General features: G+C 33.1%; 10 protein-coding genes. 3 read left to right on the top strand and 7 right to left on the bottom strand.

Features of this window, described 5'->3' with window-relative positions; translation table 11 throughout:
* Positions 1-438: 438 nt before the first annotated feature.
* The 5 genes from B2X73_RS10390 to B2X73_RS10370 form a co-directional block, all read right to left on the bottom strand.
* Positions 439-2,241: an acyl-CoA dehydrogenase family protein gene (locus B2X73_RS10390; protein ID WP_291096373.1), complete on the bottom strand. Its 1,803-nt coding sequence runs from the start codon at positions 2,239-2,241 to the stop codon at positions 439-441.
* A gap of 93 nt (positions 2,242-2,334) precedes the next feature.
* Positions 2,335-3,516 carry an acetyl-CoA C-acyltransferase gene (locus tag B2X73_RS10385; RefSeq protein WP_286496101.1) on the bottom strand — a complete coding sequence of 394 codons (1,182 nt, stop codon included), beginning with the start codon at positions 3,514-3,516 and terminating at the stop codon, positions 2,335-2,337.
* A 54-nt stretch (positions 3,517-3,570) separates the two neighbouring features.
* Positions 3,571-3,921: a four helix bundle protein gene (locus tag B2X73_RS10380; protein WP_114999168.1), complete on the bottom strand. Its 351-nt coding sequence runs from the start codon at positions 3,919-3,921 to the stop codon at positions 3,571-3,573.
* Between the two features lie 39 nt (positions 3,922-3,960).
* Positions 3,961-6,360: a 3-hydroxyacyl-CoA dehydrogenase/enoyl-CoA hydratase family protein gene (locus B2X73_RS10375; protein WP_286496099.1), complete on the bottom strand. Its 2,400-nt coding sequence runs from the start codon at positions 6,358-6,360 to the stop codon at positions 3,961-3,963.
* Positions 6,344-6,805, bottom strand: coding sequence for a MarR family winged helix-turn-helix transcriptional regulator (locus tag B2X73_RS10370; protein WP_019976592.1), 462 nt, complete (start codon positions 6,803-6,805; stop codon positions 6,344-6,346). The genes B2X73_RS10375 and B2X73_RS10370 overlap by 17 nt, the downstream gene beginning before the upstream one ends.
* A gap of 325 nt (positions 6,806-7,130) precedes the next feature.
* Between B2X73_RS10370 and B2X73_RS10365 the strand changes: the two genes are divergently transcribed.
* Together B2X73_RS10365 and B2X73_RS10360 are read left to right on the top strand one after the other, a co-directional pair.
* Positions 7,131-9,080 (top strand): KUP/HAK/KT family potassium transporter, encoded by a 1,950-nt coding sequence (locus B2X73_RS10365; RefSeq protein WP_221854639.1) that lies wholly within the window; start codon positions 7,131-7,133, stop codon positions 9,078-9,080.
* Positions 9,081-9,207: 127 nt separating this feature from the next.
* Positions 9,208-9,534: a YegP family protein gene (locus B2X73_RS10360; RefSeq protein ID WP_125350254.1), complete on the top strand. Its 327-nt coding sequence runs from the start codon at positions 9,208-9,210 to the stop codon at positions 9,532-9,534.
* Between the two features lie 109 nt (positions 9,535-9,643).
* On the opposite strand, the gene B2X73_RS10355 is transcribed toward B2X73_RS10360, so the two are convergent.
* Positions 9,644-10,108, bottom strand: a complete 465-nt coding sequence (locus tag B2X73_RS10355) for a Dps family protein (RefSeq protein ID WP_286496098.1) — start codon at positions 10,106-10,108, stop codon at positions 9,644-9,646.
* Between the two features lie 252 nt (positions 10,109-10,360).
* Here B2X73_RS10355 and B2X73_RS10350 point away from each other — a divergent pair, with 252 nt between their 5' ends.
* On the top strand, positions 10,361-10,897 hold the full coding sequence (locus B2X73_RS10350; protein ID WP_291096372.1) for a hypothetical protein: 537 nt from the start codon (positions 10,361-10,363) through the stop codon (positions 10,895-10,897).
* Positions 10,898-10,943: 46 nt separating this feature from the next.
* On the opposite strand, the gene uvrA is transcribed toward B2X73_RS10350, so the two are convergent.
* Positions 10,944-13,752 (bottom strand): excinuclease ABC subunit UvrA (gene uvrA / locus B2X73_RS10345; protein ID WP_291096371.1); only part of this gene is annotated, 2,809 nt, incomplete at its 5' end.

Genomic DNA, 13,752 nt, shown 5'->3' with positions numbered 1-13,752 from the left:
AATGGAGTTTTGTTGTTTTATTTTATTTTTTTTAATTCATCTAATTTGACTAGACACATAATACTAAATGTTGCAAACATGGTCAACGTAAGAATTACTGCATTAATTATCATAAGCTTTGTTTTTGGGTTATTAATTTGAATTAAAGTTACTTCAAATCATTTCTTTCGAAAAGTATTTCATTAAGAAATATCGACTTAACTCTCTTATTTTTAATGAATAAACTTTAACCTCAAGGCATAAAAAAACCTCAATTGGGAACAACTGAGGCCTTTCTCTACTAAAACTTAAGTACCATGAAAACTCAACTAACTTATATAAAGACTAGTACTTACTCTAGAATCATCAAATGATATACCAAATTATATTTCAACATATTAAAAATAAAAAAGCAGCCAATAAATTGACTGCTTTAAATAATTTGTATTAAAAATATACTTAGAAAGTGTATTTATTTTCTTTGATTAAAAGATCTGCAATTTCAGTTTTCAAGTTAACTACGTTTGGATATTCGTTGTAACGTGTAAATCTTCTTAAACCAGACAACATCATGCGTTGCTCATCTCCTTCTGTGAAAGAAACAATTCCGCGCGTCGCTTCTGTTTTAATAATTTCTACTGATTTGAATAATTGTAATTGAACTAATTTTTCTGCATTTTTCACTGCATCAGCACCTTTTACATTTGCAATTTTTTCTGCACGTAACATTGCCGATTCAACCATATAAATTTCTTGCATAATGCGAGAAGCCGCAATAATCAATTGTTGGTGTTGCTCTAATTCTGCACCAAATTTTTGCAAAGCAGAACCTGCAACCATAAAGAAAGCTTTCTTAAGATTTGCAATGATTTCTTTTTCTTGTGCAAATAATTCTGAATAATCTGGAACATCAAACGATGGAATCGACATTAATTCGTTCGCCACATTCATTGCAGGAGACATTAAATCTAATTTACCTTTGAATGCACGTTTTACTAACATCGAAACACATAATAAGGTATTGATTTCGTTTGTTCCTTCGTAAATTCTTGAAATACGCGCATCTCTCCAAGCTGCTTCCATTGGCATTTCTTTCGAATATCCCATTCCTCCATAAATCTGAATTCCTTGATCAGCAGAATCCTGCGCTGCATCTGAAATCCAAACTTTTAAGATTGAAGCTTCAATTGCATATTCTTCGATACCTTTTAATTCCGCTTCATTATGAGGCATTCCTTTTGCCACGTTATCTTCGATTGCATCTTGTACATCTTTCGCTGCACGATAAGCACCAGCTTCTGAAGTAAACGCAGAAACTGCCATATCAGCTAATTTCTCTTTAATCGCACCAAACGTATTGATTGACGTATTGAATTGTTTACGCTCTGAAGAATATTGTAATGAATAATCTAAAATACGACGTTGCGCATCTAAACAAGCCGCTCCTAATTTGATACGACCAACATTCAATGCATTCATCGCAATTTTGAATCCTCCATCTCTTTCTCCTAAAAGATTTTCAACTGGAACACGAACTTCATTAAAGAATACTTGACGAGTTGATGAAGAAACAATTCCTAATTTATCTTCTTCTTCTCCTAATGAGAATCCAACACCAGCCTTATCTTTTTCTACAATAAAACCTGTGATATTTTTATCATCATCGATACGTGCAAAAACAATGAATAAATCTGCAAAACCAGCATTCGTAATCCACATTTTTTGTCCTGTGATGATATATTCTTTACCATCTTCTGATAAAACAGCTTTTGTTTTCCCAGAATTTGCATCAGAACCTGCTTCTGGCTCTGTTAAACAGTAAGAAGCAAACCATTCTCCTGTTGCTAATTTTGGTAAATATTTTTGTTTTTGTTCTTCTGTTCCGTACAATAAAATTGGCATTGTTCCAATTCCTGTATGCGCTCCAAAAGCAGTCGCTAACGAACCTGTTGCTCCAGAAATATAGTCACACACTAACATTGTAGTAACGAATCCCATTCCCATTCCTCCATATTCTTCTGGAACAGAAATTCCTAATAAACCTAATTCACCAATTTTACGCATTAATTCTTCAATCAACGCATAATCTTTTTTCTCAATTTGGTGTTTTTTAGGCACTACTTCTTTATCGATAAACTCTTTTGCAGATTGCAAAATCATTTGTTGTTCTTCTGATAAATCTTCGTAAGTGAAAATATCATTGTAAGAGGCATCTTTGATTAAGTATTGACCTCCGATTAATCTATTTGGATTTGTAGACATATTTTTTTGTTGTTTAGATATTAGATATTAGAATTGAGAAATTAGAAGTTAGATAAATCTGAAATCTATAATCTAACTTCTAAAATCTGTATATTATTTTAGATATTCGAAAATTGAAGCAGCTCCTTGTCCTGTACCAACACACATGGTTACCATTCCATATTTTGCTTTACGCGCTTCCATTTCATGTAACAACTGCACTGTTAATTTCGTACCCGAACACCCAAGTGGATGCCCTAAAGCAATTGCACCTCCATTTACATTGACAATATCTGGATTAAGATTCAATTCACGCATAATTGCAACTGATTGAGAAGCGAAGGCTTCATTCAATTCGATTAACTGAATATCTTCTAATTTCATTCCTGCTTGCTCTAATGCTTTTGGAATTGCAAACAAAGGTCCCATTCCCATAATACGAGGAGCTAAACCTACCGTAGAATACGCAACTAAGCGTGCAACTGGCTCAAGACCTAATTCTTTCACCATATCTTCTGACATCACCATTACGAAAGCTGCACCATCCGACATTTGAGAAGAGTTACCTGCTGTAACTGATCCTCCTTGTGCAAAAACAGGACGTAATTTTGCTAAACCTTCGATTGACGTATCAGCACGTGGACCTTCATCCACTTTGAAATCGATTTTCTTTGTTTGAACTTTTTCTTTATCATCTAAGAAACTATATTCAACATCAATCGGAACGATTTGAGATGCAAATTTTCCTTCAGCATTTGCTTTTAATGCTTTTTGATGCGAATTGAATGCAAATAAATCTTGATCCTCACGAGAAACTTTAAATTCTTTTGCAACTTCTTCAGCTGTTAATCCCATTCCCCAATAATAATCTGGATGATCTTTCGCTAAATCTGTTTCTGGAATTGGTTTGTAACCTCCCATCGGAATATACGACATCGATTCTGCACCACCTGCGATGATACATTCTGCCATTCCCGTTCTAATTTTAGCAGCTGCCAACGCAATTGCTTCTGATCCTGATGCACAGTAACGGTTTACTGTAACACCTGGAACTTTGTCTGTGTCTAATCCCATTAATGAGATAAGACGTGCCATATTCAATCCTTGTTCTGCCTCTGGCATTGCACATCCAACGATTAGATCGTCGATACGTGTTGGATCTAAAGTTGGATAATCTTGCATTAAGCGCTTGATTACTGTAGCTGCCATTTCATCTGGACGTGTAAAACGCAATGTTCCTTTTGGCGCTTTTCCTACAGCTGTTCTATATCCTGTAACTATATATGCTTGTTTCATTTTTTTTAAGTATTATTAGATTGTACAATGTAAAATGTATGATGTACAAAGTATTTAATTATAGTTCTGAATTAATTTGACCAACATATTCTGTATATGTTTTAAATCTTTTAATAAATTATCCGAAATCTCTACTTGAATAAATTCTAAATCTCTTGCTAAAATAATTTGACATTCCAATTCGAAAGACGAACCTAAAGCTATATTGAGAAAATTAATAAATTGAGCATTCGAATTTCGACCAGCACCTTCTGCAATATTTGAAGCTATCGATACGCAAGCTCTTCTTGATTGAGAGGTCAAACCATAAATCTCACTTTTAGGATAATTTGAAGTAATCTCATAAAACCTTTTCGTAAAATTCATTGTTTTTTGCCAAACGATTAACTCTTTAAAATCATGCATAAATACTTTTTACATGTTACTTTTTACTTAATACAAATATTAATTACGCAACGGTTTACCTGTTTTTAACATATGCTGAATTCGCTCTAATGTTTTTCTTTCTCCACAAAGAGATAAGAATGTTTCGCGCTCTAAGTCTAACAAGTATTGTTCTGAAACATAAGTTGATTCAGATAAATTACCACCTGTCATTACATATCCTAATTTATTCGCAATTAAACGATCATGATCCGAAGCAAAACGTCCAGCAACCATAGAGTCTGTTCCGACATAGAACATTCCCATCGCTTCTTTTCCTAACACTTCTACTTTACGTTGAATTGGTTGTGTGTAACCTGCTTCTGCCAAAATAATTGCATGTTTCTTCGCTTCTGCAATTTGACGTTCTGCATTTACCACTACAATATCTTGCTCACGAATAATTCCCATATTCTTAGCTTCATAAGCTGAAGTTGCTACTTTCGCAGTTGCGATATTCATGAAATTATCGCGCAAATGATTTACTTTTACATCATCTTTTAAAGCGAATTCAGTTGCACGGCGCGCAAATTCTTTCGAACCTCCACCACCTGGGATTAATCCAACTCCAACCTCAACCAAACCAATGTAAGTTTCGGCAGCAGCTACAATTTTATCCGCATGCATCGACATTTCGCAACCTCCACCAAGCGTCATTCCGTGAGGAGCAACAACAACTGGAATAGATGAATAACGAACACGTATCATCGTATCCTGGAACATTTTGATTGCCATATTCAATTCCCACCAATCTTGTTCTGCAGCCATCATCATAATCATGGCTAAATTAGCACCAACAGAGAAATTATCTCCTTGGTTACCAATTACAACTCCACGATAATCTTTTTCTGCTAACTCGATTCCTTTATTGATTCCTTGTAAAACTCCTCCTCCAAGAGAATTCATTTTAGAACGGAACTCAATATTGATGATTCCATCTCCTAAATCTTGAATAGATGTTTCTTGGTTTGACCAGATTTCATTTGTTTTTCTAATGTTATCTAAAATAATAAATGCATCTTGACCTGGAATTAATTCGAATTGCTTTGATGATTGATTATAGAATAATTTTTTACCATTTTCGATTTTATAGAAAGAATCTGCACCAGTTGCTGCTAATTCTTTTACCCAATCCGAAACCTTGAAACCTTCTGACTCTACTAATTGAATTCCGTTTTGTAATCCAACTAAATCCCATGTTTCAAATGGACCATATTTCCAAGCGTAACCTGTTTTTAAAGCATCATCAATTGGATAAAGTACATCTGTAATTTCTGGAACACGTTGAGAAACATAAGCGAATAATGAAGCAAAATGTTTACGGATTAATTCTCCAGCTTTACCAGAATCTTTCAATAAAACACCTAATTTATTACGCATAGATCCTGCATTTTTAGCAGTTTCTACAGCAGTAACTTTTGCGCGTTCCATTGGACGATACTCTAACGTATCAAGATTTAAGGCAAAACGATTGGTATTTCCTTCTTTATCAATTTCTTTATAATAGAAACCTTTTTTTGTTTTATCTCCTAAGAATTTATTCTCGATTAAGAAATCCAAGAATTTTGAATCTTTCAAACCTTGGATCATTTCGTCATTTGGCGCATTTTGCTGTAAACCTTTTGTTACATTATATGCTGTATCCAAACCAACCAAATCACCCAATTTGAATGTTCCCGTTTTTGGACGACCCAAAATAGAACCTGTCAAAGTATCAACTTCTTCAATCGTTAATCCAATTTCTTGCGCCAATTCCATCACTTTTGCCATCGAGTAAACTCCTACTCTATTCCCAATAAAACCTGGCGTATCTTTACATAAAACTGGTGTTTTACCTAAAAATAATGATGCATAGTTTTGGAAAAACTCAATAACAGATTTATCTGTTTGAGGAGTTGGGATAATTTCGAATAATTTTAAGTAACGTGGCGGATTGAAGAAATGCGTTCCGCAGAAATGTTTCTGAAAATCTTCTGAACGACCTTCAGCCATCAAATGAATTGGAATACCAGAAGTATTAGAAGTGACTAAAGTTCCTGGTTTACGGAAGTTATCTACACGCTCAAAAATAGATTGTTTAATATCCAATCTTTCGATCACAACCTCTATTACCCAATCCGAGTTTTTAATCTTCACGAAATCATCATCAAAATTCCCTACAGTTATACGAGAAGCAAATGCTTTGTCATAAATTGGTGAAGGATTGCTTTTTAAAGCAGCATCTAAGTGAGTTTGAGCAGTTCTGTTACGAACTACTTTACTCTCTAAAGTAAGTCCTTTCGCTTGCTCTTGTGGTGTAAGCTCGCGAGGAACCATATCTAACATCAAGACTTCGACTCCGATATTTGCAAAATGACATGCAATACCAGAACCCATCACTCCTGATCCTAATACAGTTACGTGTTTAACGTGTCTTCTCATAATTGTTTTTAAATATTTTTTTGTCCGATATTAATTGGTTAATCTTATAAATCACTTCCAAGAAAATTTGCATTTTCTCTGGTTCGATGTGATTATTAATTGATTCATTAAATTGCAAAACAAAATGTTTTGAAATATCTCTCATTCTTAATCCTTCTTCAGTCAAAGTGATCAACACACTTCTCCCATCTTCTGGATTTGGTTTTCGAACGATAAAATTTCTTGCTTCTAAGTTTTTTAATGTTCTCGACAAGCTTGTTGGCTCTATTCCCATCTTTGGTCCTAGCGACGTACTTGGCGTACCTCCTTTCGGATCTATTGATAATAATGTAAAGGCATACACCATTGTAGAATCGTAAGCACCAGCTTGCTCATTATACATTTTCTGAACTGACAACCATGTTGAACGCAATAAATAATCTATCGTTAAATCTTCTCTTAACATATTTTAGTGTATGTCTAACAAATATAATCTTTTTTTACTATGCAAGCATAATAAAGTTTTAAAATTTAATTTTGTTTAACAAATAATGATTCAATTTACTACTTCTCAATGAAATGTAACTTTAAATTATGATTAATAAAATAAATAGTATGATTAAATAATACTTAAATTTATTCCATTAATAAAAAACCGACTGTAGTAGTGTAAAAATACGCTATAATTAGTATCGAAAATAAGTATAATGTTGGTTTTGTATTATAAATAAATAAGATTGTTTAATCTCTTTTCAACGGCATACATTCGTAGAAATTTTAAAATACTGCTTATGGAATCAAACCATACGATGAACAAAGTAACAGCGGCAACGCTCTTAATCGCATTTGGAATCATTTACGGTGATATTGGAACAAGTCCTTTATATGTAATGAAAGCGATAATTGGCGAGAATCGCGTGATTGAAGAGAGCATTGTCTACGGAGGCGTATCATGTGTTTTTTGGACTTTGTGTTTTCAGACTTCTATCAAATATGTATGGTTGACACTAAAAGCGGATAATGATGGCGAAGGAGGAATTTTTTCTTTGTATTCATTAATCAAGAAAAAAGGTAAAAACCTAATTATTCCAACCATCATTGGAGCTTCTGCTTTGCTCGCCGATGGAATTATCACCCCCCCCGTTTCCGTCTCTTCTGCTGTTGAAGGACTACGAATGCTAAACGGACTCGAAAATCTACCTACTATACCTATTGTAATCTTCATCCTTTCGATGTTATTTTTCTTCCAACGATTTGGAACAAATAAAGTAGGAAAAATATTTGGACCATTTATGGTTTTATGGTTTACAATGCTTCTAGGCTTAGGAGTTTTACATATCGTACATCATCCAAGTATCATCAAAGCATTAAACCCTTATTACGCGTATAACTTGTTAATGAATTATCCTCACGGATTCTGGATTCTTGGCGCTGTATTCTTGTGTACAACAGGTGCTGAGGCATTATACTCCGATTTAGGACATTGTGGTCGAAAAAATATTAGAATTAGTTGGTTGTACGTTAAAATCTGTTTAGTAACAAACTATTTAGGACAAGCAGCTTGGTTAATGCATCAAGACAATCCTATGTTAGATGGTAGAAATCCTTTCTACGAAATGATGCCAGATTGGTTCTTAATTCCTGGAATTTGTATTGCCACAGGTGCAGCTATTATTGCGTCTCAAGCTTTGATTACAGGATCTTTTACATTAATCAATGAAGCTATCAACTTAGGTTTTTGGCCAAGAACATTAATTATTCAACCAAACGAGCACAAAAGCCAAGTTTACATTCCTACAATCAATTTTATGTTATGGGCTGGCTGTGTCTTTATTGTTTTATATTTCCGAGATTCGTCCCATATGGAAGCCGCCTACGGTCTTGCCATAACGGTTACCATGTTAATGACGACTTTCTTGTTATCCTATTATCTTAATTATTATACAAAATTCAACAAAGTATTTATTGTGGCAATTTTGTCGATTTTCGTAGCAATAGAATCTTCATTTTTCGTAGCAAATGTTGTCAAATTTGTTGATGGTGGCTATTTAGCATTATTAATGGGATGGCTGTTCTTTGTAATAATGTATTGTAGTTTTTACGGAAAAATTCTTAATTCACGAAACTTAGAATTCGTAAAAATAAAGCGCTACGCAAATGTATTAACAGAATTGAGCGAAGATAAAACAATCAATAAATACTCGACTTTCTTGTTTTACTTAACGAAATCTACGAATCCAAAAAATATCGAAAAATACAGTATTCAATCTATTTTATCAAAACGCCCAAAACGTGCAGATGTTTATTGGTTTGTAAACATTAACCGAGATAGTGAACCCTATACGTTGAGTTATAAAATATTGCCAATTGTCGATCAAAAAATATATCGAATTACATTTAATGTAGGATTTAGAGTTCAGCCAAAAACAGAACAATATATCAAAAAAGTAATCAACGATATGTATGCAAATGGAGAATTAGAATTAAAATACCTGAGTACCTGTTTGAAAAAATACAATCAAGATCCTGACATGAAATTTGTTTTGATTGAGAAATTTCCTTCAATTGAAACCAAATTAAGTATGAAAGAATTTTTCACACTAAAAGTTTATTATTTATTAAAGAAAATAGAATTCAACATTCCGAAATCTTTTGGTCTAGAAAAGAACGACGTTGTTATAGAACACATTCCTCTTTATATGCACAAACATAATATTGACGATTTAAAAAGAATTCAATAAGAAATAGAAATCCTGAAATAATTTTTCAGGATTTTTTTTGTAAATATTTTATAGATTGATAATTATCAAATAATTTTTATAAATTTATATCAATCAACAAAATAAAATATTTATAAAAAATTAAATTATGTTCGAAATTTATCAAGACAAAGCAGGAGAATATCGTTTTCGTTTGAAAGCTAAAAATGGACAAAATATTTTGGCAAGCGAAGGTTATAAACAAAAAGCAAGCTGCGAAAACGGAATTGAATCTGTTCGCAAAAATTCGCAAGATGATTCTAAATACGAATTAAAAGAAGGTGCTTCTGGTAAATGGCATTTCAATTTAAAGGCAACAAATGGACAAGTAATTGGGACAAGCCAATCGTACGAAACTGAATCTGGCGCTAAAAATGGAATTGCTTCTGTAAAAACAAATGCTGCTGATGCAGAAATAAAAGAAGTAGGAGGTTAATTACAAACCGTCATAAAAAGCTGAAGCCTTGGATAAATCCAAGGCTCAACCTAATTAACACTAATATGAATTAACACTAAAAACTTATGAAGTAAAATAATGTTCAACTTTATTTTAGATGCGATCCAAGCATCCAAGCAGTTTTTTGATGTTGTTCTAATAAACCAACTAAGAAATCCGAAGTTGATATATCATGAAACTCATCAATTTCTACTACAGCCTGCGCCAAAAAGTTAATAATAACTTCGTGATCGTGTAGTAAATCAGCAATAAAACTTAAACTATCTTTGTTTTCTGTTTTTCTTGTTTCTGATAAATGAGCTAACTGCAAATACTCTGCCATAGTTGCTGGTGCATAAACATCTTTTTGACGAATTTTTTCTGCAACATCATCTATAACAATTTGTAACTCGTTATATAACGATTCAAAATACACATGTATTGTCTGAAAATCAGGACCTTCTACATTCCAATGTGCATTTCTTGTTTTTAAGTATAAAATATGTTCATCAGCTAATAATTTAATTAAAATATCAGCGATTTTTTGCTTTTTTTCTGGCGATAATAATTTCATATGATTAAATTTTATATTGTCTATTTGATTAACTTTACTAAAGCAAATATAAAACCAGAAAATGAATAAATTATAGATTTATTAAATCTTATTTCTATTCTTTTATAATTAAAAACTATGAACGACTCGAATTAACTTAAAATAAATAATGATGTTTACTTAAAAACAGAATTATTATTTTTGATTAGACAAATTTATAGTGGTTTTTTCAATTAGAGCCATTTTGAAAAGTTAAAAATTAATTAAATTTCTATGAAAAAGTTTCTTTTATTTATCATTTCTTTAACCCTAAGCAACACTTCTTTTTCTCAAACAAATCAAAATCAAACACTTAATAATAATTGGCGTTTCGGTGGTGGTTTGGGACTATCTTTTGGGAATAATAGTTATTTTGGATTTAATATTTCTCCAAGTGTAGGTTATATGGTTGCAAACAATTTAGAATTGGGTGCGACAGCTGGTTATCAGTATGCAAAAGATGATTATGTAAAACAAAATTTGTTTAATGTTGGTCCTTACATTAACTTTTTTCCAATCGAAAATATTTTCTTGAGAGCCAATTATATGTACTACACAGGAAAACAAAAATACAACGATTGCACACCATATTACAACAGTATTTATGAGGCTGACATAGACGAATCTGCGTTATGGTTAGGAGCTGGATATCAATCGAGCGGACCAGTAAGATTTCAAGCTGGTGTGATGTACAATGTTTTATACAAAGAAAACGAAAGTATATTTTCTTCAGGATTACAACCTTTTATGGGCGTTTCAATCGGATTATAAGTGATAAAAAAATCCATCTAAAGTTTTTAGATGGATTTTTTTATATTTATTTCAATTCGTCTTTTAAAAATTTTCCTGTCACACTTTTAGAATTTTTAGCAATTTCTTCTGGTGTTCCTTCGGCGACAATTTTACCTCCTTTACCTCCACCATCAGGACCAATATCAATCACATAATCAGCCAACTTTATCACATCTAAATTATGCTCGATAATGATAACCGTATTTCCAAATTCCACAATTTTATTAATCACTTTCATCAACACATTTACATCTTCGAAATGCAAACCTGTTGTCGGTTCATCTAAAATATAAATTGTTTTTCCTGTCTGTTTTTTAGCCAATTCTGTTGCTAATTTCACACGTTGCGCTTCTCCTCCACTCAATGTTGTCGACTGCTGCCCAAGCGTGATGTAACCCAAACCTACATCTTGCAACATTTTCACATAACGAAATATTTTCGGAATTGCTTCAAAGAATTCTACCGCTTCATTTACCGTCATTTCTAACACATCTGAAATTGATTTTCCTTTGTAGCGAACCTCCAACGTTTCGCGGTTAAATCGTTTTCCATTACATGTTTCACATTCGACATGAATATCGGGTAAAAAATTCATTTCAATTACACGCAAACCTGCTCCTTGACAAGTTTCGCAACGTCCACCTTTTACATTAAACGAAAAACGTCCCGGTTTATAACCTCTAATTTTCGCTTCAGGTAAATTTGTAAACAACGTACGAATATCAGAGAAAATTCCCGTATAAGTTGCAGGATTAGAACGAGGAGTACGACCAATTGGCGATTGATCCACTTCGATTACTTTATCCAAATGTTCTAAACCTTCGATTTTTTTGTAAGGCATCGGATCTTTTTCTGCTCTAAAGAAATGTTGATTCAGAATTCTGTACAACGTTTCATTAATCAACGTTGATTTTCCAGAACCTGAAACACCCGAAACTACAACCAACTCTCCTAAAGGAATGGTAAGATTTACATTTTTCAGGTTGTTTCCAGATGCTCCAAAAAGTTTTAATTCATTCCCATTACCTTTTCTTCGTTCTTTTGGAACTTCGATTTGTAACTGATTGTTTAAGTATTTTGATGTTAATGTATTTGATTTTAACATTTGTTCTGGTTCACCTTCCCAAACAATTTGACCACCATTTTTTCCTGCTTTTGGTCCAACATCAACCACATAATCTGATTCCAAAATCATGTCTTTATCATGTTCTACAACCAAAACTGAATTTCCGATATCGCGTAATTTCTTTAACGAATCTATCAATCTGACATTATCGCGTTGATGCAAACCAATACTTGGCTCATCTAAAATATACAACACATTCACCAATTGAGAACCAATTTGCGTTGCCAAACGAATTCGTTGCGCCTCGCCTCCAGAAAGTGTTCTAGAAGAGCGATTAAGACTTAAATAATCTAATCCGACATCTAATAAAAAAGATAAACGCGTATAAATTTCTTTCAGAATCTCGTGCGCAATTTGTTGTTGATTCGACGTCATCGAAACTGGTGCATTTTCAATCCATTTTTGCAACGATTGAAGATCCATTTCCGCAACTTCACCAATATTTTTATCATCGATACGAAAGAAAAGTGATTCTTTTTTAAGACGTTTCCCTTCGCAAGTTGGACAAATAACTTTCTTTCCAAACTTTTTGCTAATCGAACTTGAAGACGGATTATTTTTATCTTCCATTATTTCAGAAAGAAATTCATTCAATCCTTCAAAATCGATTTTATATGTTTTTTTAACTGATGCAAATTTAAGATCAAGATTCAATGTTTCTTTCAAACCATTCATTACATCATCAATCAATGCTTGAGGAAGTTTTTTGAAAGCAACTTTCTGGTCTACATTATGTTTGACAAAAATCGCTTCCAATTGTTTTTCTATTCGAGAAGATGATTTTAACGTCTCAAATAATTCTTCCAAATTATCAAACAACGATTTATCTTTATCTTGAAATAATTTTTCGTGATTTACCACTTTCAACTCACCTAAACCTGTACACGTCGGACAAGCACCTTTTGGTGAATTGAACGAAAATGTATTCGGTTCTGGCAACGCATATGACATTCCTGTCGACGGACACATCAATGAACGAGAAAAGAATTTCGTTTCATTGGTTTCGTAATCCAAAATCATCGTAATCCCATTACCTTGTTGCATTGCATGATCGATACTTGAACGCAAACGTTGATCATTCACCTTATCATTCAACAACATTTTGTCCACCATCAATTCGATATCATGCGTTTTGTAACGATCTAACATCATTCCAGGCGTAATATCTTGCAACTTGCCATCAATGCGCATTTCAAGAAAACCTTTTTTAGAATATGTTACAAAAACTTCTCGATAATGACCTTTTCTTGAACGTACAATTGGCGCTAAAATCGCAATTTTCTTCTCGCTGTATTGTGTTCGAATCAACTCAATAATTTGCTCTTCTGTGTAAGCAACCATTTGTTCGTTTGTTTCGACTGAAAAAGCCGTAGAAGCACGCGCATACAACAAACGAAGAAAATCATAAATTTCTGTAATTGTACCAACAGTGGAACGCGGATTTTTATTGGTCGTTTTTTGCTCAATTGCAATAACAGGCGACAAACCATCAATTTTATCAACATCTGGACGTTCTAAACCTCCCAAAAATTGACGTGCATAAGCCGAAAAAGTTTCGATATAACGACGTTGTCCTTCTGCATAAATCGTATCAAAAGCCAACGAAGATTTCCCACTTCCACTTAAACCCGTGATTACCACAAGCTCGTTTCGAGGAATCTTTACATCAATATTTTTTAGATTATGTTCACGTGCACCGTAAACTTCA

Origin of the sequence: Empedobacter sp. UBA7252 (assembly GCF_002472765.1) — a bacterium.
Classification (GTDB): domain Bacteria; phylum Bacteroidota; class Bacteroidia; order Flavobacteriales; family Weeksellaceae; genus Empedobacter; species Empedobacter falsenii_B.
Note: the sequence above shows the minus strand (reverse complement) of the source record. Positions and strands in the feature narration are given on the sequence as shown.

Bases quoted from the DNA above. Each gene is read 5' to 3' on its own strand.
- B2X73_RS10385 (WP_286496101.1), bottom strand. From the start codon at position 3,516: ATGAAACAAGCATATATAGTTACAGGATATAGAACAGCTGTAGGAAAA.
- B2X73_RS10380 (WP_114999168.1), bottom strand. From the start codon at position 3,921: ATGCATGATTTTAAAGAGTTAATCGTTTGGCAAAAAACAATGAATTTT.
- B2X73_RS10350 (WP_291096372.1), top strand. From the start codon at position 10,361: ATGAAAAAGTTTCTTTTATTTATCATTTCTTTAACCCTAAGCAACACT.
- B2X73_RS10390 (WP_291096373.1), bottom strand. From the start codon at position 2,241: ATGTCTACAAATCCAAATAGATTAATCGGAGGTCAATACTTAATCAAA.
- B2X73_RS10370 (WP_019976592.1), bottom strand. From the start codon at position 6,805: ATGTTAAGAGAAGATTTAACGATAGATTATTTATTGCGTTCAACATGG.
- B2X73_RS10360 (WP_125350254.1), top strand. From the start codon at position 9,208: ATGTTCGAAATTTATCAAGACAAAGCAGGAGAATATCGTTTTCGTTTG.
- B2X73_RS10375 (WP_286496099.1), bottom strand. From the start codon at position 6,360: ATGAGAAGACACGTTAAACACGTAACTGTATTAGGATCAGGAGTGATG.
- B2X73_RS10365 (WP_221854639.1), top strand. From the start codon at position 7,131: ATGGAATCAAACCATACGATGAACAAAGTAACAGCGGCAACGCTCTTA.
- B2X73_RS10355 (WP_286496098.1), bottom strand. From the start codon at position 10,108: ATGAAATTATTATCGCCAGAAAAAAAGCAAAAAATCGCTGATATTTTA.